24 protein-coding genes, 1 tRNA gene and 2 pseudogenes are annotated in these 25905 nt (G+C 65.1%); 12 read left to right on the top strand and 15 right to left on the bottom strand.

Going from position 1 to position 25905, the window contains the following annotated elements; translation table 11 throughout:
• Positions 1-106: 106 nt before the first annotated feature.
• The 3 genes from AB0L63_RS24925 to AB0L63_RS24935 all read left to right on the top strand — a co-directional run bounded on the left by AB0L63_RS24925 (position 107) and on the right by AB0L63_RS24935 (position 4446).
• A complete protein-coding gene (locus AB0L63_RS24925; protein ID WP_364505184.1) occupies positions 107-1237 on the top strand; it encodes an NDMA-dependent alcohol dehydrogenase in 1131 nt (376 codons plus the stop codon).
• A 604-nt stretch (positions 1238-1841) separates the two neighbouring features.
• Entirely contained in the window at positions 1842-2750 is a 909-nt protein-coding gene (locus AB0L63_RS24930; RefSeq protein WP_364505186.1) for a hypothetical protein, read from the top strand.
• A 1-nt stretch (position 2751) separates the two neighbouring features.
• Positions 2752-4446, top strand: a complete 1695-nt coding sequence (locus AB0L63_RS24935; protein ID WP_364505188.1) for a hypothetical protein — start codon at positions 2752-2754, stop codon at positions 4444-4446.
• Positions 4447-4450: 4 nt separating this feature from the next.
• Here the strand turns inward: AB0L63_RS24935 and AB0L63_RS24940 are convergent, their stop codons facing one another.
• Together AB0L63_RS24940 and AB0L63_RS24945 are read right to left on the bottom strand one after the other, a co-directional pair.
• Positions 4451-4972, bottom strand: coding sequence for a type VII secretion system-associated protein (locus AB0L63_RS24940; RefSeq protein WP_364505190.1), 522 nt, complete (start codon positions 4970-4972; stop codon positions 4451-4453).
• Between the two features lie 31 nt (positions 4973-5003).
• Positions 5004-6194: a serine hydrolase domain-containing protein gene (locus tag AB0L63_RS24945; RefSeq protein ID WP_364505192.1), complete on the bottom strand. Its 1191-nt coding sequence runs from the start codon at positions 6192-6194 to the stop codon at positions 5004-5006.
• Between the two features lie 85 nt (positions 6195-6279).
• Between AB0L63_RS24945 and AB0L63_RS24950 the strand changes: the two genes are divergently transcribed.
• Both AB0L63_RS24950 and AB0L63_RS24955 read left to right on the top strand, forming a co-directional pair.
• On the top strand, positions 6280-7110 hold the full coding sequence (locus AB0L63_RS24950; protein ID WP_364505194.1) for a serine hydrolase domain-containing protein: 831 nt from the start codon (positions 6280-6282) through the stop codon (positions 7108-7110).
• Between the two features lie 126 nt (positions 7111-7236).
• Positions 7237-7770 carry a DUF3145 domain-containing protein gene (locus AB0L63_RS24955; RefSeq protein ID WP_364505196.1) on the top strand — a complete coding sequence of 178 codons (534 nt, stop codon included), beginning with the start codon at positions 7237-7239 and terminating at the stop codon, positions 7768-7770.
• 361 nt (positions 7771-8131) lie between these two features.
• On the opposite strand, the gene AB0L63_RS24960 is transcribed toward AB0L63_RS24955, so the two are convergent.
• The gene (locus tag AB0L63_RS24960) at positions 8132-8623 is read right to left on the bottom strand and encodes a YbhB/YbcL family Raf kinase inhibitor-like protein (protein ID WP_364505198.1); all 492 of its coding nucleotides are present in this window, start codon (positions 8621-8623) and stop codon (positions 8132-8134) included.
• 293 nt (positions 8624-8916) lie between these two features.
• On the opposite strand from AB0L63_RS24960, the gene AB0L63_RS24965 reads away from it, so the two are divergent.
• Positions 8917-10227 carry a bifunctional o-acetylhomoserine/o-acetylserine sulfhydrylase gene (locus tag AB0L63_RS24965; protein WP_364505200.1) on the top strand — a complete coding sequence of 437 codons (1311 nt, stop codon included), beginning with the start codon at positions 8917-8919 and terminating at the stop codon, positions 10225-10227.
• A gap of 757 nt (positions 10228-10984) precedes the next feature.
• On the opposite strand, the gene AB0L63_RS24970 is transcribed toward AB0L63_RS24965, so the two are convergent.
• Both AB0L63_RS24970 and AB0L63_RS24975 read right to left on the bottom strand, forming a co-directional pair.
• On the bottom strand, positions 10985-11944 hold the full coding sequence (locus tag AB0L63_RS24970; RefSeq protein ID WP_364505202.1) for a phosphotriesterase-related protein: 960 nt from the start codon (positions 11942-11944) through the stop codon (positions 10985-10987).
• Positions 11941-12150: pseudogene (locus AB0L63_RS24975) on the bottom strand (AMP-dependent synthetase); the annotation flags it as partial. The pseudogene AB0L63_RS24975 and the gene AB0L63_RS24970, both read right to left, overlap by 4 nt.
• A gap of 388 nt (positions 12151-12538) precedes the next feature.
• On the opposite strand from AB0L63_RS24975, the gene AB0L63_RS24980 reads away from it, so the two are divergent.
• From AB0L63_RS24980 to AB0L63_RS25000, 5 genes and pseudogenes are all read left to right on the top strand, one after another.
• A complete protein-coding gene (locus AB0L63_RS24980; RefSeq protein ID WP_364505204.1) occupies positions 12539-13117 on the top strand; it encodes a helix-turn-helix domain-containing protein in 579 nt (192 codons plus the stop codon).
• A gap of 147 nt (positions 13118-13264) precedes the next feature.
• Positions 13265-14020, top strand: a complete 756-nt coding sequence (locus tag AB0L63_RS24985) for an SDR family oxidoreductase (RefSeq protein ID WP_364505206.1) — start codon at positions 13265-13267, stop codon at positions 14018-14020.
• Positions 14017-14567: pseudogene (locus AB0L63_RS24990) on the top strand (alcohol dehydrogenase catalytic domain-containing protein). Before AB0L63_RS24985 ends, AB0L63_RS24990 begins: the two are co-directional and overlap by 4 nt.
• A gap of 34 nt (positions 14568-14601) precedes the next feature.
• On the top strand, positions 14602-15363 hold the full coding sequence (fabG, locus tag AB0L63_RS24995) for a 3-oxoacyl-ACP reductase FabG (RefSeq protein WP_364505208.1): 762 nt from the start codon (positions 14602-14604) through the stop codon (positions 15361-15363).
• Between the two features lie 9 nt (positions 15364-15372).
• Complete coding sequence (locus tag AB0L63_RS25000) at positions 15373-15825, top strand: MaoC family dehydratase (protein ID WP_364505210.1); 453 nt, start codon at positions 15373-15375, stop codon at positions 15823-15825.
• A gap of 106 nt (positions 15826-15931) precedes the next feature.
• Here the strand turns inward: AB0L63_RS25000 and AB0L63_RS25005 are convergent, their stop codons facing one another.
• Genes AB0L63_RS25005 through AB0L63_RS25025 form a run of 5 tightly spaced genes read right to left on the bottom strand, consistent with a single transcriptional unit; the run spans position 15932 to position 20766 of the window.
• Positions 15932-16987: a phosphotransferase family protein gene (locus AB0L63_RS25005; RefSeq protein WP_364505212.1), complete on the bottom strand. Its 1056-nt coding sequence runs from the start codon at positions 16985-16987 to the stop codon at positions 15932-15934.
• Between the two features lie 15 nt (positions 16988-17002).
• Positions 17003-18232 (bottom strand): acyl-CoA dehydrogenase family protein, encoded by a 1230-nt coding sequence (locus tag AB0L63_RS25010; protein ID WP_364505214.1) that lies wholly within the window; start codon positions 18230-18232, stop codon positions 17003-17005.
• Positions 18233-18290: 58 nt separating this feature from the next.
• On the bottom strand, positions 18291-18911 hold the full coding sequence (locus AB0L63_RS25015; protein WP_364505216.1) for an HAD family phosphatase: 621 nt from the start codon (positions 18909-18911) through the stop codon (positions 18291-18293).
• Positions 18912-18922: 11 nt separating this feature from the next.
• Positions 18923-19732 carry an SDR family oxidoreductase gene (locus tag AB0L63_RS25020; protein WP_364505218.1) on the bottom strand — a complete coding sequence of 270 codons (810 nt, stop codon included), beginning with the start codon at positions 19730-19732 and terminating at the stop codon, positions 18923-18925.
• Positions 19732-20766: an NADP-dependent oxidoreductase gene (locus AB0L63_RS25025; protein WP_364505220.1), complete on the bottom strand. Its 1035-nt coding sequence runs from the start codon at positions 20764-20766 to the stop codon at positions 19732-19734. Before AB0L63_RS25025 ends, AB0L63_RS25020 begins: the two co-directional genes overlap by 1 nt.
• 318 nt (positions 20767-21084) lie before the next feature.
• Between AB0L63_RS25025 and AB0L63_RS25030 the strand changes: the two genes are divergently transcribed.
• Positions 21085-22110, top strand: coding sequence for a P-loop NTPase fold protein (locus AB0L63_RS25030; protein ID WP_364505222.1), 1026 nt, complete (start codon positions 21085-21087; stop codon positions 22108-22110).
• Positions 22111-22133: 23 nt separating this feature from the next.
• On the opposite strand, the gene AB0L63_RS25035 is transcribed toward AB0L63_RS25030, so the two are convergent.
• From AB0L63_RS25035 to AB0L63_RS25055, 5 genes are all read right to left on the bottom strand, one after another.
• Entirely contained in the window at positions 22134-23609 is a 1476-nt protein-coding gene (locus AB0L63_RS25035; RefSeq protein ID WP_364505224.1) for a glyceraldehyde-3-phosphate dehydrogenase, read from the bottom strand.
• Positions 23610-24000: 391 nt separating this feature from the next.
• A tRNA-Val gene (locus tag AB0L63_RS25040) sits at positions 24001-24075 on the bottom strand.
• 32 nt (positions 24076-24107) lie between these two features.
• Positions 24108-24587: a peroxiredoxin gene (locus AB0L63_RS25045; RefSeq protein WP_364505226.1), complete on the bottom strand. Its 480-nt coding sequence runs from the start codon at positions 24585-24587 to the stop codon at positions 24108-24110.
• 71 nt (positions 24588-24658) lie between these two features.
• A complete protein-coding gene (locus AB0L63_RS25050; RefSeq protein ID WP_364390159.1) occupies positions 24659-25081 on the bottom strand; it encodes a DUF3052 domain-containing protein in 423 nt (140 codons plus the stop codon).
• A 158-nt stretch (positions 25082-25239) separates the two neighbouring features.
• Positions 25240-25797: a hypothetical protein gene (locus AB0L63_RS25055; RefSeq protein ID WP_364505228.1), complete on the bottom strand. Its 558-nt coding sequence runs from the start codon at positions 25795-25797 to the stop codon at positions 25240-25242.
• Between the last annotated feature and the right edge of the window lie 108 nt (positions 25798-25905).

The raw sequence follows: 25905 nt of genomic DNA on the forward strand, positions 1-25905 counted from the left end.
CAATCCGTGTCGACGAATTTTCAACCGAGTACTAGAACGCGTTCCAGTTTTCTCGTAGTGTGGGTGCAGTCACATAGAAGCCCGTGCGTGCGAGAGGTCGACAGGAATGAAGACGAAAGGCGCGATCCTGTGGGGGATCGAGCAGCCGTGGTCGGTCGAGGAGATAGAGGTCGGTGATCCGGTAGCCGGTGAGGTTCAAATCCGGATGGAAACCGCCGGCATGTGCCACTCGGACCACCACATCGTGACCGGTGCGACGCCGATGCCCTCCTTCCCGGTCATGGGCGGCCACGAGGGCGCGGGCGTGATCACCAAGCTCGGACCGAACTGCCCCGCCGATCTGCAGGTCGGCGACCACGTGATCCTGTCGTTCATTCCGGCCTGCGGTCGCTGTCCGGCGTGTGTGAGCGGCAATATGGCGCTGTGCGATCTGGGCGCGGGTCTGCTGATGGGTCAGTCCATCAGTGATGGCACCTACCGCATCCAGGCGCGCGGTGAGAATGTCATCCCGATGTGCCTGCTCGGCACCTTCGCGCCATATATGACGGTGCACCACACCTCGGTGGTCAAGATCGACCCGAGCATTCCGTTCGAGGTCGCCTGCCTCGTCGGCTGCGGTGTCCCCACCGGCTTCGGTTCCTCCACTCACGTCGCCAAGGTCGAGCCCGGCGAGACCGTGGTGATCGCGGGCATCGGCGGCGTCGGCATGAGCGCGCTACAGGGCGCGGTGCTCTCCGGCGCGTCCAAAGTCGTTGCCATCGACCCGAACCCGTGGAAGCGCGAGCAGGCGGAGAAGTTCGGCGCGACGCACGCCTATGAGAGCATGGCCGCCGCGATCATGCCGCTGATGGAGGCCACCGAGGGCCGAATGGCGCAGAAGGTCATCCTGACCATGGGGGAGATGCACGGCGAATACATCGAAGAGGGCCTCATCCTCACCGCCAAGGCGGGCACCCTGGTCGTCACCTCCATGGGCCGCATGGACGAGAGCGACGTCAAGCTGAACAGCTTCCTGCTGTCCATGTTGCAGAAGACCGTCAAGGGCTGCATTTTCGGCGGCGGCAACGCCCGCCAGGACGCCCCGCACCTGCTCTCGCTGTACAAGTCGGGCCAACTGAACCTCGACGACATGGTGACCCGCCAGTACTCCCTGGAGCAGATCAACGAGGGTTACCAGGACATGCTGGACGGCAAGAACATTCGCGGCATCATCAAGTACACCGAGGCCGACTGGTAATCCGCGGGGACACCGCTCGGCGAGCTCGTTCGCGAACTGTGTGATCAGCTTGTAGGGACCGGCTCGCCGAGCGGAGAATTCAACGTCCCCTTGTCCGCCCGGTACGGCTCGATGGCCCGCGCGAACGTCGCATCGCCGTCTGGGATCGGGTAGAGGCTCACGTGTCCCCTCCCAGTCTGCGAAATGAACGACATCGTGGCCGTTGAGCTGAGGTCGGCATGTCGTAGGTGATGGCCTCGGTCGCCTCAGGTGGGGCGCAAGCGCGGTGGCGCGAATGCCCTCCGGATGTCCTCGCATTTGCGGCAAAGCTCGCAATTTGGGCGTCCTCGTCGCTTCGTGTGCCATCAGTGCCCACTCGGTCCCGGGTGCACCAGGGCACTGTCGAAGAAGCGCCTGGCGATCGGCAGCCCACTCGTGGCGCCGCCAGTGCGAGTCGCAATGCGATGCGCCCGTGTTGGCCACCGTATCCGATGCACGAAGACCGACCGACCGGTATTCTCAAGATCGGCCGGCCGTCGATGCGTCAGGTGCGGCCGGTCGTCGTTGGAGGATGAACACGGTGCTACGGTCTGTCCCGCTGCTGGTCCGGCCGTAGGTTCTGGCTGTGTTCGCGGGACTGGCACGGGTCATCGGTCGCCTCGACCATGCCGTCGGGAAGGCTGCCAAAGCCACCTCGGGCCATCTCACCGGAACCGGTAATCGCATCCGTGGCACGGTCTCCCGCCTCGAATATGCCGATGCCGACGGCGCACGCCGCATCGGTCGCCTCGACTCCGGAGCCGGCGCGCGCCGGTTCGTCAGCACGGACGGTTCGGGTCGGTTTCATCGGTTCAACGCCGAAGACGTGGTGAGCGTGCCCCTGAAGAATCGCGAAGGCAATGTCATCGGCGTCTCGTTTCCGTCTCGCCGTGGCGATGTCGGTAGCAAGGAGCGCTGGGCACGTGCCGATTTCCGATCCTCGGACTTCGTGTACTACGCCTTCTGGCGGAAGAACCCCGGATCCAAGAAACCGGAGTGGGCTTTCGGACGTCGTCGCCAAGCTCTGTGGGCCGACGATGTCACCCGCAAGAACCCGGTGTATGTGCATGCGCACGCCGACAGCCGAACCTTCTATATCAAGGTCAAGACGGGGCGCTGGACGACCAAGACGGTGCAGGTCGACGGAAGAACCTACGGCGAGCTGCTGGCGGACAACCAACATCTGGAACGAGCGTTCCTGGGCAATCCGGACAGCTCGATCGTGCTGCTTTCGTGTAGCCCAGCCAGGCCAGGAGGTTCGGCTGCCGCGACCTTGGCCGAGCATTTGCACACGAAAGGCGGTTTGCCCAACACCGATATCTACGCCGCTAAAGGCGATGTGATGACCCAGACGTCCCTGTCACGCGGTGAGAAGTCCTCCCTTGTCGGCGTCGAGGTCGACCCGGCCGTCGGTGATTCGGCGGATTCGTTGGTGGAGGTCTACCGGGCTCCCGGAGTTACCCGCGCTCCAGGCTCCGCAGACGGCGGCACCTGAGATGGGTGTGGTGCTTCCGGAGCAGGTCGCGATCTTCCTCAACTTCCTGGGCATTCCGTGGGTCAATGTCGACGAGGATCATGTCCGCGAGGCCGCGCGGCACGTCCGGACATTCGTGTCCGATCTGGACAACACGCTGGATTCCGCGAACCATCACATGTCCGCACTGCAAGAAGACTATTCAGGATCCGGATATCGGCAGCTTCTGGCCGATTGGACGGCTGTGGACAGGACACACATGTCCGCGCTACGCATCGGCGGAGGTGCTGTTGCCGCGGCCATGGACGCGGCGGCCGGCGCGATCGCAGTGATGAAAGCGGCAGCGATCGCCGAAATCGCGGCGCTCGCGGCGGCCGCTGGAGTCCTGCTGCTCTCGGGGGGCGCTGCATTGGAAGCTGTGGTCGCAGCCGCCGCGCGACGGGTTGTCACCGCATTGCAGCACACGATCGAGGAGTACGTCTTCGGCAAGCTACTCGAGTCGGCGCTCGAACGGTTCGAAGACGTCGTCCAGCGATTTGCCGAGGGCTTGGCCGGATTTGCCTACCGAACAACAGCCGCCCTCCTCGATGTCGGGGATGGGGCTGCGGAGACGCTGCACTTGAACCCGGACGAGGCACGGCGTCATGCCGACGCGCTGATCGGTCTCGGCAGCGAAGTCGCCGAGCACTACACCCGTTTCACCGACAACATGGCAAGGATCGGAAGCGGTCGATCTGAATTGGGTCCATCTGAATCGATGGCCCGTGCCGAACATCGGACGAAGCCGCCGACGGTGCCGAACAAGCCCGCCGAAACAACGGGCCCGTTCCAGGGAAACGCCGACAACGGTCGACACGTCACCCCGCCCGTCCTCGACGACGCTCGGCCGCGAGGTAAGGAAGGGTCGGCCCCCAAGAACTCCGGCGAGTCGACTCCCACGAACCTTGTCGAGCCGACCTCGTCCGACGACCGCCGACCGCAGCAGACGGTCGCAGATTCGCGCCCCGCCGCAGCACCAGGTGCGGCGGGGATCGCACCGGCCGACCGAACCGGTGCATCGGAAACGACCAATCTGTCGAATACGGATCGCACATCCGAACATTCCCCGGCAACTCCGATGGTGCAGCGACCCGGATTACCGCCGCCCGTCGAAGTCGAACCGATGGGCCGGCGATCCGCTGACCGCGGCGTCGATCGAGCGTTCGAGTCCGACAGCTCGACGGGTGTCAACTACACGGCCAGGGCCAGTTACTCGGCACTCGATGAATCATCAAGGGCCACGGTCGTTCCGGAGGTGTTCGACGCGCTCGTTCCCACCGACGGCGCCGATATTCGCGACGATGCGGGGCCGATCCCGCCGTCCGCCGCCTCAGGGGCGACCAGACCGCCCTCGACCAGTCCTTGGTCGCGACGAGACCGCCGCTCCGAGCAGAACACGGAAAATACGAATCCGGATTCCATCGGCGCGGTGTCGCAAGCGGATCGACGACCGGCTACCGGCGAAGAACTCTCCACGCCATGGACGAAACCCAAGCAGCGCCGTGCCCCAGCGGTGCCCGCGGTCGCGCCACCTCCTGCTGTGGTTTCAGCGCCCCCCGCCTCGCGAATCAGCGCCCCTCGGGATCCTGAGGCATCCCGATCAGACACCGCGAACTCCGATGTCGAGCCGATACAGACACCGCCGGGGGATGCCCCGGTCTCGAAGCCTGCGCGCTGACACGTCAGTCGGCATCTCTCAAGGCGTCGATGGCGAGGCGAAGCGGCGCCATACCATTGGGGTTCAGCAGGATATCGGTTTCCGGTGGGAGGATGTTCGGCAGTTCGCTGCCCACCACCGGCCACCAGCGGTCCACGTCGACATCCAGCTTCTGCGTCGCCGCGGTGGCTATGACGGCACAGACGACACCGTCTGGTCCCGTGCCCACCAGCGGCCTGTCTTGCTCGTCGCACCCGATCTCCACAACCGCAGTCCGGATCGACCCCACAAGATCGTCGGCGAGTTGCTCCCCGCCCGCAATCCGGCGCAATATCGCATCGATCGGATCAGTCGGCGTCGACGCGTCCCCGGGTACATAACCTGGATTCGGCTGGAAGGGCCCGACGGTTCCGTCATCCTCGACCATCCAGCCACCCACTATGGCTTCCGGTGGCAAGTCGGATGAACCGGTCTTTCGCGCCGGGTCCAGCAAGACGAACCAATCGTCCTGCCTGATCGCGCCTGGCATCGGCTCTTCCACGACCATCTCCTAGCTCCTCATCGAGGCAATTCACGCGTCAGGTTGTGCAGCGGAGCAGCGCCTCGCGGAGGTTTCGGCTGCGGACGTCGTCGAGGACGGCGAGGCCGAGGCGGTTCATCGAGTAGCCGAAGCCGAGTCCGGTGGCCGGATCGGCGAATCCGAAGGAGCCGCCGAGGCCGGTGGTGCCGTAGGCGCGCTTATCCGAACCGAAGCGGAACGAGCCGCGCGATTTGCGGAAGCCGAGGTGGTAGCGAGATTTGGTGTGCAGCACCAGATCGTCGGCGGGCACGTTATCGGCGGCCGTGGCGGCGAGCCGATCGAGTACCGCATCGTCGATCGGCAGCGCACCGGTGCGACCCGCCGCGGCGCCATACGCCTTGGCCAGCGACCTGGCATTGCCCACACCATTGGAACCCGGCATCTCCAACTCGAGCAGTTCGCGCCGGCTCGCCCGCGCGGGTGCGCCGATGCGCGGATTGGTCAGTGCCGCATGGGAAAGTCCGCGCTTGGCGAAGATCTCCGCGCCGATGCGCACCGGAATATCGCGCTCGTAGCGCAGAATGTCCGCGCCTTCGGTGGCGGCCAGGGGGGCGATTCGGTCCATGCTCTGCTCGGCGGGCAGACCGATGAAGAAGTCCAGGTCGAGCGGCTTCGCGATCTCCTCGGCGAAGACCCGTCCGAGTGTGCGGTGTGCGGTATCCACGCGGCGCACGAGTTCGCCCTGGTACAGGCCGAGCGTGATGGCGTGATAACCGTGTCTTGTGCCAGGCTGCCACGCGGGGCGCTGTGCTGCGAGAATCGTTGCGAGACTGTCGAGATCGGCGATCTGTGGTAGCCGCACCACGGTATCCAATCCGGACAGTCCGGCCTGATGGTCGATCAGCTGACGTACCGTGACCGTGCCCTTGCCCTGCGCGGCGAATTCCGGCCAGTACTTCGCGACCGGCGCTTCGTAGTCCAGCAGTCCCTTCGAGACCATCGTGGCGACCACGAATGCGGCCATGCCCTTGGTGGAGGAGAAGACCGGGACGATCGTGTCGCGTTCCCATGGCAGCGTCCGGTGGCGGTCACGATGACCCGCCCACAGATCCACCACCGCGCGATCGCCCGCGTAAACGGCCACGGCAGCGCCGATTTCGCCGTGCTGGGTGAAGTTGCGGCGGAAGGCGTCGGCGACAGGGCCGAATCCGGCCGCCACATCGCCGTTGATGGTGGGCTGTGTGCTCATGACCGGTTGATGGTACCGGCGGTACCGACTTTCCTGTGAGGGCGGTGCGGGCATACCAGGAACGGGCGTCTCGTACGCTCAATTCGTGCGGGCATTCGAGCAGATCAAGGACTGGCCGGTTCGGCATGCGGCGGTAGGTGTCGTCACCAGGGACGGAGCGCGGACGGCGGGTGATACCGAGCGGGTCTTCCCGCTCGCCTCGGTGACCAAGCCGCTGGTCGCCTATGCGGTGCTCGTCGCGGTGGAGGAAGGCGCGATCGAACTCGATCAGCCCGCCGGTCCACCGGGAGCTACCGTCCGGCATCTGCTCGCGCATACTTCCGGCATCGCCTTCGATACCACCGAGGTGATCGCCGCGCCGGGTACGCGCCGCATCTACTCCAGCGCCGGATTCGAAATCCTCGCGGCCTTCGTCGCGGAGCAGACGGGCATCGCCTTCCCGGAGTACTTGCGCGAGGCTGTATTCGAGCCACTCGGCATGACGGCCTCGGTGCTGGCCGGTCCGGCCGGGCATGCGGCCCGGTCCACCGCAGCCGATTTGGTGCGCTTCGGTGCCGAACTGCTAGACCCCCAGCTGATTTCGGCGCAGACCCACGCCGCGGCGACCACGGTCGCGTTCCCCGGCCTCAACGGTGTGCTGCCGGGTTACGGATCGCAGCGCCCCAACGATTGGGGACTCGGATTCGAGATTCGCGACGCGAAATCGCCGCATTGGACCGGCGGATCGAATTCCGCAGGTACCTATGGCCATTTCGGGCAGTCCGGCACATTTCTCTGGGTCGATCCCGAATTGGGGGTGGCGAGTATCGCTTTGAGCGACGAGAATTTCGGCGACTGGGCGCGGGAGGCATGGCCCGTCTTTTCCGATGCGGTGATCGCCGAGGTGATCCTCGCCCGGAACTCGGTGGCGAAGTAGAAGTAACGGCTCGGACACGCCACCGAAGTAACATATGTAACTCGGGGCACTCCAGTACACTCGGGCAACGCCAGTACGACGGATCGTTGGGGAAGACGTTTCTCGTCGAAGCTGGAGGTGTCAGTGGTGCGCGCATCGAGTCAGTTCGCGGACGCGACGGCGGGTGTGGTCTATATCCACTCATCGCCGGCCGCGCTGTGCCCACATATCGAATGGGCACTCACCTCGGCCCTCGGCTCACCCGCGAAACTGCGCTGGACCGCCCAACCCGCTGACGGTCAGCTCCGCGCGAGCACCGACTGGATCGGTCCGGTCGGCACCGCAGCGCGAATTGCCCAATCCTTGCGGTTGTGGCCTGTGCTGCGCTTCGAGGTCACCGAGGACCCCAGCGACGGCGTCGACGGCGCTCGCTACAGCTTCGTGCCGACCCTGGGCCTCTGGCACGGCTCCACTTCCGCCAACGGTGATGTCACCATCGGCGAAATGCGCTTGCGCGCCATGCTGCGGGCCAACCGGGAACTCGGCAACTACACCGGCTACGACCTGGATACCGAACTCGACCGCGCTCTCGGCACTGCCTGGGACGAAGATCTCGAGATCTACCGCTACGGCACCGAATCCGGCGCCGAGGTGACCTGGCTGCGCCGCGACGTCGGCTGATCGGCCAGCGGCCGCTAAGGCGTCAATGCCGTCTTCCCGGCGTTCTACCAGGAATTCTCCCCACTCGCACCCGCGTTACCGGCTTCGCGGTCTCCCAGGACATCGGTACCGCCATCGCCGCCTTCCTGCCGACCGTTTACGCGGCCGTCGCGCCGCCCGAATTGAACGTTCCGCTCATCGTCGGTGCTTTCACCTTTGGTTGCGCCGTCATAGCCGCGGTCGCCGCATGCTCCGTGCGCGAGATATTCCGCATCCCATTCGAGGATCTCGGTGCCCCGAACGTCGGACCGATGTCGCGCGAGAACTACTCGCGCCGGCGCGCCGTGGCGATCGCGGCGTAAGAATGCGCGGTGCGGGGAGATCAGGCAGCGAACAGCCCGACCAGGGTGCCACTGGCGATGACGTGGTCCGTGATGGCGGATCGGACCACGTCGGCCGTGGTGTCCGGGGTGAATCCGGGCGATCGGTCCAGCGCGTAGAGGCGGAAGAAGTATCGGTGCGGTTCGTCGCCGACCGGCGGCCGCGGACCGCTCCAGCCGATTTCCCCGAAGTCATTGGGACCCGCGACCGCCCTGGGCGGCGGCGCCTCCGCCCGGATACCGGTCGTGGTCGGCGCGATGCCGGTCAGCAGCCAGTGGGTGAACGGTCGGCCGGGTGCGTCCTCGTCCTCGCAGAGCAGGACGAGTTCCGCGGCGTTGGCGGGGATACCACTCCACTCCAGCGGCGGGGCCATATTGCCGCCGTCGTAGGAGTAGCGGTCCGGAATTGTCGCGTGGTCGGAGAACGCGGCACTGTGCAGTTCCGCGCGTACCGGCGTCCGTTGCACGGCGTTGTGGTGGCTGGTGTTCGGCATCGTTTTCCTCCGGTCGACGGGCTTACTGGTGCGAAGCCGCCCGGAGATCCGAGGTCCGCGCTGTTGCCTCGTACTCGCCGAGCAGCGTCACTCTGCGGATTGCCACTGGACCGTCCGCTAAACCGTGGCCTCCGGGCTCAGCGAGATCTGCGATGCCGATCAGCGTATAGAGGTCGAACACCACAATCCGCTGCGGCGGACCATGAAACCTCGACGCCGACCGAGGTCCGGATTCGATTCCTGCTGAATCTAACTATCGACACCACGTCGGGCGCTTCTTAGTATGCGTCGTTGTGACCACCAGCGACGAGACCCAGGCCGACCCGAGCGCCGACTGGAGCTTCGAGACCAAGCAGATCCACGTCGGACAGGCGCCGGACGGCACTACCAATGCCCGCGCCCTGCCGATCTACCAGACCACCTCCTACACCTTCCGGGATACCGCGCACGCGGCGGCGCTGTTCGGTCTCGCCGAACCGGGCAACATTTACACCCGCATCATGAATCCGACCCAGGATGCCGTGGAACAGCGCATCGCGGCGCTGGAAGGCGGTGTCGCGGCGTTGCTGCTGGCCTCCGGGCAGGCCGCGGAGACCTTCGCGATCCTGAATGTCGCCGGTGCGGGCGATCACATCGTGTCCAGTCCGCGGCTGTACGGCGGCACCTACAACCTGTTCCGCTACTCGCTGCCGAAACTGGGCATCGAGGTCAGCTTCGTCGACGATCCGGATGACCTGGACCAGTGGCGCGCGGCGATTCGGCCGAATACCAAGGCGCTGTTCGGCGAAACGATCTCCAATCCGCAGAACCACATCTTCGATATCCCCGGCATCGCCGAAATCGCCCATGCCGCAGGCGTTCCGCTGATCCTCGACAACACCGTCGCGACGCCGTATCTGATCCAGCCGCTCGCCCACGGCGCTGATATCGTGGTGCATTCGGCGACAAAGTATTTGGGCGGCCACGGTACGGCCATCGCAGGTGTGATCGTCGACGGCGGCACCTTCGATTGGACCGGTGGCCGCTTCCCGGGCTTCACTACACCGGACCCGAGCTACCACGGTGTGGTGTACGCCGACCTCGGCGCTCCCGCATACGCCCTCAAGGCCAGGGTGCAACTGCTGCGCGATCTCGGCTCGGCCGTCTCGCCGTTCAATGCTTTCCTGATCAGCCAGGGGCTGGAAACGCTGAGTCTGCGGATCGAACGGCATGTGCAGAATGCCCAGGCGGTGGCGGATTTCCTCACGGCGCGTCCGGAGGTGACCGCGGTCTCCTACGCCGGGCTGCCGTCCTCCCCGTGGTACGAGCGCGGCCGCACCCTCGCACCCAAGGGCGTCGGCGCGGTGATCGGCTTCGAATTGGCCGGTGGGGTCGATGCGGGTAAGCGTTTCGTCGAGGCGCTCACACTGCACAGCCACGTCGCCAATATCGGCGACGTGCGTTCGCTGGTGATCCATCCGGCCTCGACCACCCATTCCCAGCTGACTCCCGAGGAGCAGTTGGCGGCGGGTGTCACCCCGGGCCTGGTCCGCCTCGCGGTCGGCATCGAGGGCATCGACGATATCCTCGCCGATCTCCGCGCCGGATTCGCGGCCGTGCAGTAATCGGCGCACTGGGTTACCCACGGCCAGTCCTACCGCCGGGGCCGCATTGCGCGGCCTCGGCCGCAGTTTCGGCGCCCATACCGTCCTGCGCGATATCGAATTGGAGATCGCACCGGGTGCGGTGATCGCGCTGGACCGTCTGGCAGTGTGCTGCTGCTGCCGAATCGTGCGATCAGCAGATGATCGATCTCATCGAGCACCAGCGGTGAAACGACGGCGATGGAGGTGGCGAGGAAATCACGTGCCCGGCTGTGTAGTTCTGCGGCACGATCGTAGGCGGCGATGATGGCCGAAGTGTCGGCGATGAAGAAACTCACTGCCGGTAGGCGTCGTCGAGCAACGTGGCACTGTCGGCGGCGAAGTTCGGATCACCCGGCTGCTTCGTGCACACACAACCCACCGATACCGAGGTGGCCGCCATAATGTCCGACCTGCGGGCTTCTATCGTCCTGGAAGGGCGCGGCGCTGACTTCAACGGCAACGTGCCGTTGAAGTCAGCGCCGCGCTGATCGACTTCGCCCGCAGCGTCGGCTGAAAGATCTACGTGCCAGCTTCGATCGCCTGTTCCCGGAAAGACACGAAGGACATCATGCGCGGATCCGGAATGCCCAACTCGCGGTAGGCGTCCGGGCCGTGCGGGGTGAAGTCGATCATCCCGTGGATAGGCTCGAGCGCCCGGAACGCGAGATGGGCACTGCGCTGGGCGACGGCGGTCAGCGGTGCTCCGGTATCTGCTTGTGGCCGCGCATCATTCGGATCAATTCTCGAAGTACCGGCGCGGATTGCGCACCAGAATCGCCTCGATATCGTCCTCGGTGAGTCCGCCCGCCATGAGCGCCGGAATCACATCCTCGCTGATGTGGCGGTAGTTCCACTGCGGTACGGCCTGAGCCTTGGCAACGGGGTCCATCCAGTCGATGTGGCAGGCGGCATCATGGGCGATAACGATCTTGTCCAGGTACCCGCGCCGCACCAGTTCGACGATGGTGTTGACCCGATCCTCGAACGGCAGCAGGACGTTGAGCCCGAATCGATCCATGCCGAGCAGCGAGCCCGCGTCGGCGAGTTCGATGAGATAGTCGATATCGGTGGTGTCGCCGGAGTGGCCGATCACCACTCGGCTCAGGTCGGCGCCCTCCTCGGCCAGCACCCGCTGCGCCACCAGCCCGGATCGGGTGTGTGGGTTGGTATGCACGGTGATCGGCGCACCTGTTTGCGCCGATGCCTGCCCGACCGCACGCATGACCCGCTCGACGCCGGGTGTCAGCCCGGGTGCCTCGATGGCGCACTTGAGGAATCCGGCGCGCACGCCGGTATCCGCAATGCCCTGGGTGAGGTCCTTGACGAACATTTCCACCATGGGTTCGGGCCGGTCGAACAGCAAACCCGGCCCGGTGTAATGGAATTGGAAGGGCAGATCATTGTAGGTGTAGATGCCGGTCGCGACGATGATCCGCAAATCCGTTCTGGCCGCGATCTTCTCGATGCGCGGCAGATAGCGGCCGAGCCCGAGCACGGTCGGATCGAGGATGGTGTCGATGCCGAGGGCTTTCAACTTGTTGAGTTGTTCGACGGCGTCGTCGACACGGGCGTCCTCGTCCCAGTCGGCGTAGTTCTGCCGGAATTCCTCGCCGAGTACGAAGACGTGCTCGTGCACCAGGACGCGGCCGAGTTCGGCGGAGTCGACGGTTCCGGTCGCGGTGGGGATGACGGTCATCGTGTTGCCTTTTCTGTGAAGAGATTCGGATCGAGAGCGCGCTCGAGGATTTTGCCGGTGGCGCCCTTGGGGAGCTGGTCGGTGAAGGCGAAGCGATGCGGCACCTTGTATGCGGAAAGTCGCTCTTTGGCCCAGGTTCGCAGATCCGCCGGATCGAGCTCGACCCCGGGGATGGTGACGACGACTGCGCCGACATCTTCGCCGTAGCTGACCTGTGCGTCCGTCGTGAGCAGCGCGATGGCTTGGGGGCGTTCGGTGGCGTGCTGCCAGCAGCGGTCGGCGACATTGGTCCGCTGATCCGATGCGGTCGAGGAAGCCGGATTCGCAGGCATGGCTTGCTCCAGATACACGAGTGGGCGAGAACCGATGTGACCGATGACACGTCAGCGGATCGGAACGCTACGTGAATTCGGCGTCATGTTCAACCGATGTGTGCCGATCCCGGTTGATCCCGGCGTTGTGCGGCCTTGCGGGCGGCATCCGCTGTTACGATCCACCACGTCAGCGAGCCGGACGACAGCGAGTGAGGCAGTGAACGCCCAGGAAGCCACCGAGGACCGGTCCGGTCGGATGCGTCCGCGGAGTAAGCGTGGCATGCGCACCAGGTCCGCGCTGGTGACCGCGGCGCGCGAGGTATTCGAACGCGACGGCTTCCTCGATGCCAGGATCAGCGATATCTCCAAGGCTGCCGGGGTAGCCTCCGGATCGTTCTACACCTACTTCGACAGCAAGGAAGAGATCTTCGCCGCAGTCGTCGAGCAGGTGCGCGAGGAAATGCTGCACCCGCACATCCGGGAGCGGGTCGGCATCGACGACCCGCGCGAGCTGATCGCTGCCGCCAATCGCGAGTATCTGCTCTCGTATCGGCGCAATGCGCGGCTGATGGCTGTGCTGGAGCAGGTTTCGAAGATCGATGAGAAGTTCCGGGTGCTGCGCTTCGAGCGCGCCCTGGCATTCGTCGAGCGCAATGCCGAGATGATCCGGAATCTGCAGGAACGGGGTCTGGTCGACGCCGAGTTGGATCCCGACGTCACGTCGCTGGCCTTGTCGAGCATGGTGAGCCGGATGGCTTACTTCGTCTTCGTCGAGGGGCGGAAGGTCTCCTTCGAGAAGCTGGTGAAAACGCTGAATCAGTTGTGGTTCAACGCTCTTCAGCTGAAGGAAGCCGACTGAGCGAGCGCTGGCCAGGTGCCCGACGCGGCAGTACTGCCGTTCGTGTGACCCGTATCACCTAGCGTGCTGCGACTTCTGAACTTGACGTCGGAATCAAGTTCGGTGAGTCTGGGGCACGCAGGTCGGGCATCAGGAAAGGCATACGTAATGGGTCGTTTCGACGGAAAAACGGCGATTGTCACCGGAGCCAGCCGCGGTATCGGGCTTGCCATCGCGCAGCGGCTGGTGGCCGAGGGCGCGCGGGTCTGTGTGACCGCCCGCAAAAAGGACGCGCTGGACGCGGTGGTCGCCGAACTCGGTGGACCCGAGCGCGCCGTCGCCGTCGCAGGGCGAGCCGATGACGTCGAACATCAGACCGAGGCCATCGAGCGCACGCTGGAGACCTTCGGTTCGGTCGACTACCTGGTCAACAATGCCGGAATCAACCCGGTATATGGGCCGATGGTCGAACTGGACCTGGCGGCCGCCCGTAAAATCTTCGAGGTGAACTGCCTGGCCGCGGTCTCCTGGGTACAGCAGGCGCATAAGGCGTGGCCGGGTGAGCACGGTGGCTCGGTGGTCAATATCGCCTCGGTGGCCGGAATCAAGCCCGCGCCCGGCATCGGTTTCTACGGTGCCACCAAGGCGATGCTGGTGCACATCACCCAGGAACTGGCGGTCGAACTCGGCCCATCGATCCGGGTGAACGCGATCGCGCCCGCCGTGGTCAAGACCCGATTCGCCACCGCGCTCTACGACGGTCGCGAGGACCAGGTCGCCCAGGCGTATCCACTCCAGCGTCTCGGCGTACCCGAGGACATCGGCAGTGTCGCCGCATTCCTGCTCTCCGATGACGCGGCGTGGTTGACCGGCCAGCTGATCGTCGTCGACGGTGGCGTCACCCTCACCGGGGGCATGGCGTGAAGGCTTGGCGGGTAACCGAATTGGGCGAACCCGCGCAGGTACTGCGGCTGGTCGGACTGGCGGAGCCCGAACCCGGTCCGGGCCAGGTGGTGCGGACCCGGGCCGCCGCGGCGAACTTCCCGGATGTGTTGATGTGCCGGGGCGAGTACCAGATCAAGCCGGAACTCCCGTTCACTCCCGGCGTGGAACTGTGCGGTGAGGTGGTCGCGGTCGGTGCCGACGTCGACGGCATCGCGATCGGTGAGCGGGTGCTCGGCGGTGTGGCGCTGCCGTCGGGTGGGTTCGCGGAACTGGCGGTCAGATCCAGTCCGCCGCATTGAATCACGCACTGGTGAAGAACTATTCGATCCTCGGTCTGCAGTGGGGCCTGTACCGCGACAAGGATCCGCAGGCGGTACACGACTGCCATCTGGAGTTGACCGAACTGACCGAGCAGGGTTCGGTGAAACCCCTGATCGGCGAGCGGCTGCCACTGGATGACGTGGCCGCCGGACTGCAGCGTCTCGCCGACGGTAACACTGTCGGTCGTGTGGTTTTCGAACCATGAACGGTGCCAATCGAATTCGACAAGGAGAACCGTAATGAGCAGTGAGACAACCCGTACCGCCATCGTGACCGGTGCGGCGCGCGGTATCGGTGCGGCCGTCGCCAAGCGGTTGGCGGCGGACGGATTCGCCGTCGCCGTACTGGATCTCGACGAGCAGGCCTGCAAAACCGTTGTCGCCGAGATCGAATCGGCCGGTGGCCGGGCACTCGCGGTGGGCGCGAACGTCGCCGATGAACAGGCTGTTGCCGCGGCGGTCGAGCGGGTCGCCGCCCAGCTGGGCGCGCCGACCGTCCTGGTGAACAATGCGGGCATCATCCGCGACAACATGCTGTACAAGATGACCGTCGACGACTGGGACGCGGTCATGGGTGTGCATCTGCGCGGTTCCTTCCTGATGAGCCGCGCTGCGCAGAAGTACATGACCGAGGCCGGGTGGGGTCGCATCATCAATCTCTCCAGCACTTCGGCGCTCGGCAATCGCGGTCAGGCCAACTACGCCGCGGCCAAGGCCGGATTGCAGGGATTCACCAAGACGCTGGCGATCGAACTCGGCAAATTCGGCGTGACCGTGAATGCCATCGCGCCGGGCTTCATCGCAACCGAGATGACCGCCGCCACCGCCGAGCGCATGGGTGTTTCGTTCGAGGAGTTCAGCAAGACCCTGGTGGCACGAATTCCGGTGGGCCGCGTCGGCAAGCCCGAGGATATCGCGCACACGGTGTCGTTCTTCGTCAGCGAGGGCGCGTCGTATGTCACTGGCCAGGTGCTCTACGTCGCCGGTGCACCGACGGTCTGAGGCGCGAATATGAAGGTATTCAATGGAATCGGCGAACTCGAGCAGGCCGTCGGCACCCATCTCGGCTACAGCGAATGGCACACCGTCACCCAGGAGCAGATCGATCTGTTCGCCGAGGCGACCGGTGACCGTCAGTGGATTCACGTCGATCAGGAGCGAGCCGCGCAGGGACCGTTCGGCACCACCATCGCCCACGGCTATCTGACCCTGTCGCTCTTGCCGATGCTGGTCTGGCAGGTATATCGCGTCGACGGGTTGAAGATGGGAATCAACTACGGCAGCAACAAGGTTCGCTTCCCGTCGCCGGTGCCGTCGGGTAGTCGCGTGCGGGCGGGCGTGGAACTGGTGAAGCTCGAGCCGATAAAAGCGGGGGTCCAGGTGACGGCTCGGGTAACCATCGAACGCGAGGGCGGCGACAAGCCCGCCTGTATTGCCGAAGCGCTATCGGTGCTCGTGCCCTGATAAAAGTGACCGCCGGACATCTGGTGTCCGGCGGTCACTTCGTTCCAGCGAATACGCGAAACGGCCTGTCTCTCTGGCATATCGCCGGAGAGACAGGCCGTTCGTCTCAGAAACCGGCTTCGGCGGCGATTCGATCGGCGGTCCGGGCGAGTCCGTCGACCAGATCGGTGGTCGGAATGCCCGCGGACGCACGGTTGCGGGGGTCGTCGAGGGTGCGGCGGAACACACCCTCGGCAATGATCGCGAGTTTCCAGAGGCCGAGCGCATGCCAGAAGCCGAGTGCCCGCCGATCTCGTCCGGTGATCGCGAGATACTCCTCGACCAGTTCGGTGCGGGACGGAAAACCCGGGAGCATGCACATTTCCGTGCCCGGAATGGCCGCTTCGCCGGGCATCGGCCAGTAGGCCAGCAGACTGCCGATATCGGCCAGCGGATCGCCGAGGGTGCACAGCTCCCAGTCGAGTACGGCCGCGATCGCACCGGTCTCCGGTGTGGTGATCACATTGCGGAGGTTGTAATCGCCGTGCACGAGCGCGAGTTCGCGCTGTTCGGGAACGGCGGCCCGGAGCCGTTCGGTGAGGCGGTCCACCAGCGGCAGATCCCGGGTTCTCGACTTCTCCCACTGTGCCGACCACCGTTTGAGCTGTCGCTCCGCATACGGTTTGTGACTGGCGAGGTCGGTCAACCCGGTGGCTTGCAGGTCGACGGCGTGGATCTGGGCCAGCGTCCGCACCAGTGACAGCCCGGCGCTACAGCGCAGGTCTGCGCTGAGTCCTTCGGCGGTCTCGACTCCGTCGATGACCAGTCCGTCGACGAATTCCATGAGCACGAGCGCGATATCGCCCTCGTGCCGGACATCGTGGACGCGCGGCACCGGAACATCTGTGGGCGCCAGGGCCGAGATGACCCGCGCCTCCCGCGCCACATCGTGCGCGGACGCCAGCAGGTGGCCGAGCGGCGGACGCCGCAGTACCCAACGCCGTCCGTCCGCATCGGTGATCAGGAAGGTCAGATTGGACTGGCCGATCCCCACCCGTTCGGCCCGCACCGGCGCGGTACACGCCGAGCCGAGCGAGGACACCCAGCCCGCGAACGCGGCCGCATCGATATCGAAGCCGGTCGCGTCCGCGGTGGGTTGAATGAGCCTGTTACTTGTCTGCATTCGTTCTCGTCCGTCCTATGCCCCGCCGCCGGCGCTGGCTCTGAACTTACCGAGTTCGGCGCGCGCGATGGCGCGTTTGTGCACTTCGTCCGGTCCGTCGGCCAGGCGCAATGTGCGCAGGTGCGCGTACATGCTGGCGAGCGGGAAGTCGTCGGTGACACCGGCGCCGCCGTGCACCTGGATCGCCCGGTCCACGATCCGCAGCGCCACATCCGGTGCGGCGATCTTGATCGCGGCGATCTCGATCTGGGCCGCCTTATTGCCGACGGTATCCATCATCCAGGCGGCCTTGAGTGTCAGCAGCCGCGCCTGCTCGATCTCGATGCGGGCTTCGGCGATCCAATCCTGGATATTGGCGCGCTCACTCAGCTTCTGTCCGAAGGTGATTCGCGATTCGGCGCGGGCGATCATCAGCTCCAACGCGCGTTCGGCCATACCGATGGCGCGCATGCAGTGGTGGATGCGGCCCGGACCGAGCCGGGCCTGGCTGATGGCGAAACCCTCACCCTCGCCCTTCAATACATCGGTGACCGGGACCCGGACATCGGTGAAATCGATCTCGGCGTGGCCCTCGCGGTCGGCGTAGCCGAAGACCGGCAGATTGCGCATGACCGTGACACCGGGTGCGTCGATGGGTACGACCATCATCGACTGCTGCCGGTGCTTGGGTGCGTCCGGATCGGTCTTGCCCATGACAATGAGCACCTTGCAGTTCTTGTGTAATGCGTTGGACGCGAACCACTTGCGGCCGTTGAGCACATAGTGGTCGCCGTCGCGGGCCATGCGCAGCTGAATATTGGTGGCGTCCGAGCTGGCGACGGCAGGCTCGGTCATGGCGAAGGCGGAGCGGATGGTGCCTTGCAGCAGCGGTTCGAGCCAGCGCTCCTTGTGCTCCTGGGTGCCGAAGAGGGTGAGTACCTCCATATTGCCGGTGTCGGGTGCCGAACAGTTGCACGCCTCCGGCGCCAGATGCGCGCTGCGGCCCATGATCTCGGCCAGCGGGGCGTATTCCAGATTGGTCAGGCCCGGACCCCATTCGGGATGCGGATGGAAGAGGTTCCAGAGGCCGCGGCCGCGCGCCTCGGCTTTGAGGTCCTCGACGATCTGCGGATGGTGGTGCGGATCGCCGGCGGCCGCCATCTGCTTCTCGTACTCCGACTCGGCCGGGTACACGCATTCGTCCATGAAGGCGCGCAGATCGTGTTGGTACTGCTGGGTGCGCTCGGACGTGGTGAACAGGTCCATCGAGGCTCCGATCGTCGGTGCGAGCTGTCGAAAGCGACTGCGCCGCACAGTGGGTGTATCAGCTGGGGGTTCGTAGTGCGGGCCACAATCGGGCCGCCGTCGATGCGGCGTCGCGGTGCACGATGCCGCCGAGTCCGAGCAGTTCGGCCGCGGTGATGTTCTGCTCGAGGTCGTCGATCATGACGGTCTGCTCGGGTGTGACGCCGAGCCGTTCACAGCCGATGAGGTAGGCCTGGCGGGATGGCTTGCGGATACCTATCTCCGCGGAGATGGCCACCGCGTCGAACATGGCGGGCAGGTCGAAGCCCGCGTAGCAGTCGTCGCCGAGCGAATTCGACAGCAGCCCCACGCGATGGCCCGCCGCGCGGACCTGCGCGACGAGTTCGATCATTTCCGGGTCGGGATGCAGTCGGGACTGGATGCGATCGATAAGGCCCTCATCGGCAATATCGACCCCATGCGCGCGCAGCCGCCGCGCGAACCCGGCCTCGAACTCGCGCTGACCGATGCGCCCCTCTTCGTGATCCACCAGCAGCGTGCTGCTTTCCGGATCGCGGGTGAGCAGTCGCAGCGGTAGCCGGGGGTCGCCCAGTTCCGCGCCGAACTCGGCGAAGGCGGCGAGTACGGCGGTGGTGAGCACCCCGCCGAAATCGAACAGCACTGCGCTGCGTCCACTCATCACAGGCCCGCTCATGACAGCGACCTCCGGTAACGCTGCATGCCCGCGATCCACCGGTCGTGATCGGAGACCTTGCGGTGCAGGAATTCTCGGACCTCCTCATGCGGTAGCACGAGGAAGCGTTCGGCTTCGATGGCCTCGAGCACCCGATCGGCCACGTCGAGGGGAGCCAGCACCGCCCCGGCTCCGGTGACGGCCCGGGTGGCCAGGTCACCGTCGGATCCGCCGTCCGTGCCGAGTCCGGTGAGTAGAGCGGTATCGACACCCATCGGACACAGACAGCTGACCCGTACGCCACGGTCTCCGTAGGTCACCGCCAGCCATTCGGCGAACCCGACGGCCGCGTGCTTGGAGACGGTATAGGTGGCCGAACCGATCTGGGTGAGCAGTCCCGCCGCCGACGCGGTGCTCACGAAGTAGCCGCTGCCGCGCTCCAGCCAGCTGGGGACGAGCAGCCGCGCCGCGCGCACGTGGGCCAGGGCGTTGACCTCCAGTGCTTGCTCCCATTGCGCGTCGGTGGCCTCCAGGCCGGGCCCGCCGCCGACACCGGCGTTCGCGAAGAACAGATCGACGGGGCCGAATTCGGTTGTGGCCGTGTCGATGAGCTTGCGGAGATCGGATTCTGATGCGGCGTCCCCGGCCTGTCCGGACACCGCGCCGGGAAATGCTTGGGCCAGTTGACGAGTCGTCGCCGCGAGCCGGTCCGCGTCGCGGTCGGTGATCAGGACCCGGGCTCCGTGCTCGAGCAGGCGTTGCGCGATGGCCGCACCGATGCCGCCCGCGGATCCGGTGACGATCGCGACCGCGTTCTCGACCCGCATCAGTTCGCCTCGGCATTCAGCCGAACCAGCATCTTGCCGGTATTGGCCCCGCGCAGCAGGCCGAGGAAGGCATCGACAGCGGTGTCGATACCCGTCAGCACCGTGGTGGGGACGCGCAGACTGCCGTCGCGCACCCAATCCGCCGCGAGCGCACCGTATTCCGATGCGAGGTCGCTGTGATCGGTGACGATGAAGCCGCGCAACGACAGTCGGCGAACCACCGCCAGCGCCAGGTTCTTCGGGCCGGGCGGCGGAGTTTCGGCGTTGTACTGGGCGACGGCTCCACACAGGGCGATTCGGCCGAAGTCGCGCATCGAGCCGATCGCGGATTGCAAATGGTCGCCGCCGACATTGTCGAAGTAGACGTCGATGCCGTCCGGGGCCGCCTCGTGCAACCGTTTCGCCAGACTGCCGGCCCGGTAGTCGATCGCGGCGTCGTAGCCGAACTCCTCGACCAGCCGCCGTGCCTTCTCCGGACCGCCCGCCGACCCGATGATCCTGGCCGCGCCGAAGTGCCTGGCCACCCGGCAGGCGGCGAGACCGACGGCGCCCGCCGCGCCCGAGATGAATACGACATCACCAGGACGGACCGGTGCGATTTCCTTCAGCCCTACATACGCGGTCAGTCCGGGGATGCCGAGCGGGCCGAGGTAGGCCTCGGCCGGGGCCAGCCCCGTATCGACCACTCGCACCTGCTTCGCCGCCAGCAGCGCGTACTCCCGCCAGCCAAGGTCGTGCAGGACCGTCGCGCCGACTTCGATTCCCGGTACGCCCGAGGCGACGACGGTACCGACCGCACCGCCATCCATGGGCGCATCGAGCCGGAACGGTGGAATGTAGGACTTCACGTCGTTCATGCGATTGCGCATATACGGATCGACGGACATCCAGTCGTTGCGGACCAGCAACTGCCGCTGCCGGGATCGGGGACGTCCGTGGTCACCATCCGGAAATCGGATGGTGTGGGTTCGCCGGTGGGGCGGGCCACCAGATGTACCTCTCGGCTCTTCACGACCAGAAACCTCCACGTTCATGCGCGACCGGGGCGTCCCCGATGGAGCGCCGGTTGCCGGATGGCTCAGAGGCTAGTTGAAGTTGACGTCGGATTCAATTGTTGGTCGCACCGTTGTCTCGGCGATGAGACGCGGATCGCAGCCGGGCGCACTGATCCCGGCGCACCTGACCACGATCCGATTATGCGGGCCGTGCGGTGGCGGCGCGCGAGCTTCGATGGCATTGATGGCATTCACCTCGGGATTGGTCGAGGCCGATCTGGGCCTTATCTCGACGATTCGCAAGGATTTCCAACAGCTCGCCGAGCTGATGCGGGAGTGGCGTGACAAGCCCGAGGAATGGGTGGACCATCGCAGGCCGTCGACCGAATCGTGTTGTATATCGATGATCTCGATCGTTGCCGTCCAGACCAGGTTGTCGAGGTGCTGCAGGCAGTACACCTGTTACTGGCGTTCGAACTCTTCGTCGTCGTGGTCGGAGTCGACCCGAACTGGCTGCTCCGTTCGCTGCGCAGTCAGTACGCCGATTTGCTACGCGACGGACTCGTCGTTTCGCCGGAAGACTGGCACACGCCCGAAGACTATCTGGAGAAAATCCTGAACATTCCGCTCGCGCTACCCGCCATGCCATCCGGGAGCCTGGACCGCTTGCTTCGCTCGTTCGCCAACGTCCGAGCCGATATCGGGTCCACCGAGACGTCGGACAGCCAAGGTGCCGAAGAGCATTCGCGCGCCGTTCGGCCCGATCCCGGACAGCCCCCAGCCGCGGCCGGCATCACCATCGAGACCGGGTCCGAAGTCGATGCACAGCGACGGGCGGGCGGCCGGATCGAACGGCCTCGGCCGCTTACCGAACCCGAGATAACCCTGCTGGCCGCCCTCGACTCGCTGATCGACACACCGCGTGAAGCCAAACGTCTGCTCAATCTCTATCGCATGGTGCGAGCGACTCGCGATCTGTCCGAGGCATCGCGGTTCCTCGGTCTGGACGGTCGGCCGGGGGAGTATCAGGCGGTGGTGATCCTGTTCGGTCTGCTCACCGCGCGTGCGCATCTGTTGGGCAGTGTGCTGGACGCCCCGCCGGACCCGGCCAGCGGGGCCGACGGCGGCCTCGCGCACCGTCCGCGTCGGACGTCCTGGGATCGCTTCGTCAGCGGCGTCGAACCGCAGCGATCCGAGAGCTTCTGGGTGAACCGGATCGTCGGACCATTCCCGGACAGCCAAACCGCGGAATGGACCCGTCTGCACCGCGGTCTTGTACGTATATCGACCGTTGTCGAGCTGACCGACCTGACCGACCTGCATACGTGGTTGCCGCGCATCCGCCGTTTTTCCTACGTCCTGGTGACCGACAACACGGGATAACAGGTTTCGGCCGAACATGCGGACTACCGTGTGGCGGCTGCGGCTGGCGCGGAAACCTCGTCGGCGGCCAACTGCGGGTACGTCGGGTACTCGATACCCGAGATGTACTGGACCGTTCGCACTACCTGGCAGGAATAGCCGAATTCGTTGTCGTACCAGAGGTACAGGATCGCGGTGTCGCCGTCGATGATAGTGGCATTGGCATCGACGATGGATGCCGCACGCGATCCGATGAAATCGCTCGAGACGACATCGGTGGCCGCGGTGTAGTCGAGGTTGCGGCTCAGCGGTCCGGACAGCGATACCTGGCGCAGGTACTCGAGCACTTCGGTCTTGGTGACCTCCCGCTCGAGCTGGAGGTTCAGGATCGCGACCGAGACATCCGGGGTGGGAACGCGAATCGAGTTACCGGTGATCTTGGCCTTGAAGTCCGGCATTGCCTTCGCGACCGCGGATGCGGCGCCGGTTTCGGTGAGCACGAGGTTGAACGGTGCGGACCGACCACGACGGTCGGCCTTGTGGAAGTTGTCCAGCAGGTTCTGGTCGTTGGTGAACGAATGCACCGTCTCCACATGGCCGCGGACGATGCCGAACTGGTCATCCATTGCCTTGAGCGGCGGCACGATCGCATTGGTCGTGCACGAAGCGCACGAGTAGATCTGTTCCGATAGATCCAGGTCGCGATGGTTGACGCCGTGGACGATATTCGGGACGTCGCCCTTGCCGGGCGCGGTGAGCACGACCTTCGCGATGCCAGGACGCAGGTGCTGCGACAGGCCGTTACGGTCACGCCACTTACCGGTGTTATCGATCAGGATCGCCTCGTTGATCCCGAACTCGGTGTAGTCGATAGTCGTCGGATCGTCGCTGTAGATGAACTTGATGACATTGCCGTTCGCAATGATCGTGTCGTTCGCGGCGTCGACCTTGATCGTTCCATTGAACTTCCCGTGCACCGAATCCCGCCGCAGCAGCGACGCCCGCTTGGCCAGATCACCCTCGCCACCCTTGCGCACCACCACGGCCCGCAGATTCAGCCCGTTGCCGGAACCGACCTTCTCGATGAGCAGCCGAGTGACCAGACGACCGATCCGCCCGAAGCCGTACAGCACTACATCCCTTGGCCCCTGCGGCTCGGCCTTGTTGCGATCGGTGACATCGGCCAGCGCAGCGGCGGTGAACTCCGGAATCGACAGTCCGCGATCGTCGGTGCGATAGGCCATCACCAACCGGCCGAGGTCGATCTTGCACACCCCTAGATCCAACCCACCGAGCACTTCGAGGAACGGCAGCGTTTCCTCGACCGACAGCTCCTCACCCTCGATCTGCCGCGCGAACCGATGTGTCCGCAGAATGCTGATCACCGATTTGTTCACCAGCGACCTGCTGTGCAGGAGGATGGTCACCCCCTTCTCGCGATACAGCCTGCCAATGATCGGAATCATCGCCTCCGCCGAAGCCTCGTGAGCGTTCCAGCGGTCAAGATGGTCGGTAGTCAACACAAGTCCCTCGGGGTTTCCTCGATCTGTACGACGACCGATGCTAACCGGGCCGCGCTATCACAAGACCCGGCTCCCCCTCTGTGAGGTCGAGTCGCAGAGGCGTCCAGCTCCGAGACCGATCGCAGTCGTGCTGCCCCGACAACGCGCTCGGCCGTCTGCCGGGCCATCGAGCCACGCAAATCGCGGCGTCACCGTCTTCGGGGTTCACGAACCCAATGTCGTCGGGGCGTCGCCGGGGAACATCGACGGACAACACGACGAAGGGATGTTGGGATAGCAACGGGGTGCAACCGGTGAGCTACCGCCGGCCCCCAAGCTGAGCCAGCGCGCGGCCCTCCTGGGCGGCGGTACCGACTCCACAAGTAACGGGAGCTAGCTCGGTGTTCGTTGGTGGGCGCAGAGGGGTTCGAACCCCCGACCGCTGGTGTGTAAAACCAGAGCTCTACCACTGAGCTATACGCCCGGGATCCGTCGGCGGGTGACCGACGGGCCGGTCTAGGACTTTAGCGCGGCGAGCGCTTTCTCCCAAGCCGCCTGGTCACGGGGCTCTCCTGGGCCGTTCATTTCGGCGAAGCGGATGATGCCGTCGCGGTCGACGACGAAGGTGCCGCGGTTCGGGTAGCCGGATTTCTCGTTGAATACTCCGTAGGACTGGGCGATGGCGCCGTGTGGCCAGAAGTCGGACAGTAGCGGGAAGATGTAGCCCTGTTCGGCGGCCCAGATCTTGTGGGTGGGCGGTGGGCCGACCGAGATGGCGAGGATCTCCGCGTCGTCGTTCTGGAATTTGGGTAATTCGTCGCGGACCTTGCACAGCTCGCCCTGGCAGATTCCGGTAAAGGCGAGAGGATAGAACACGAGCAGCACGTTCTTCTTGCCGCGGTAATCCGAGAGCGTGACGTTCTGGTTGTTCTGATCCCTGAGTGTGAAATCCGGCGCGAGCGTGCCGACTTCCAGCGGGCCAACCTCGACTGGCATCACTGATCCTCCATCGTGTCGGGCTACACCGGGCGGTGGAGTACCGCCCGGCGAAACCATAGCGAAAGCGGTCAGCGCTGCTTCGAGGGTGCCTTGGGCTGCACAAGGCGGCTGCCCGACCAGGCACCGAGGCTGATCGCCGAGGTTTGCGTCAGACCCGCGGTGGGTGCCGCTTCGGCGATATCGCTCGGATCGACATGACCAGGTTGTCCGGTCTTGGGGGTGAGGACCCAGATGAAGCCTTCGTCGGCCAGCGGGCTGATGATCTCCATCAGTTCATCCGCCAGATCGCCGTCGCCTTCTCGCCACCACAGCAGGACAGCGTCGACTACCTCGTCGGAGTCTTCGTCGACCATCTCCCCGCCACTGGCCTCTTCGACATCGGCCCGCAGGTCGTCGTCGGTGTCCTCGTCCCAGCCCAACTCCTGGACAACCATGCCGTGTGTAATGCCAAGCTTCTGAGCGTAGTTCTGCGCGTCCGCCGCGGCGACCACGGTGGTGTCCTCCTCAACTCCAGACAATAGGTATTGCAAGCGAACATGGTTATCGCCTCGAGCGCAAGCCGATCGGACGAAATATCGATGGAATGTCGCGTGACAACCTCGTGCCGTTGACCGATTTTCGCCACCCACCCCCGGTTCATGGGATGAATTCAGCGTTTCGGGCAGGCGTCTTTGACCGCATTGCGCGCATCGTTGACCCGCTTGCTCGCATCGTTGAGCGCGCCAACCGGGGCGGTGTAGGTCATCCTGCGGGTCTCCGCGGCGAGCTGGCGTGCGGCGGCGACGTATTCGGCGAACTTCGCCTGCAGTTCCGCGGGCAGCGCGCCGTTGGCGTTGTTCACCCCGGTGTCGACCTTGTTCGCGGCGTCTTCGAGGGTCTTGGCGGCGGAATCGCGCTTGGTGCCGTAGTCGGCTGCGTTCGCATCGTGCGCGTCTACGAATTCGTTGTACTTCGAAACGCCGACACCCGTAGTTGTGGGGAATTGACCACAGTTGTCGCCGATCGCCTGCGTCTGGGCCGCGGCCTTGCGTGAGGAGGTCGCCGCGGCGGAAGATGAGGCCGCCTCGGTTTTGTAGGCGGCCAGTTCCGAGGCATTCGGATTGGCAACGCCGTCAACGTGTTTCGCGCAGCCGGCGATGGTCAGCCCGACTACGACCGCAGCTGCCGCGCACACCGCTGCGAACCCGCGTGGGTCCAGCACCTTCATCGTCCTCCGCGCCTCTCTGTGTCGCCGGCGGTCCTCGACTCACGTTCCCTGCGGAACCGTACTGCAGATGCCCCTGACATGATGACCTGGGCCACAACTTCCGCAAGG

It is taken from the genome of Nocardia sp. NPDC051990 (assembly GCF_040680755.1).
In the GTDB taxonomy this organism is placed as follows: Bacteria; Actinomycetota; Actinomycetes; order Mycobacteriales; family Mycobacteriaceae; genus Nocardia.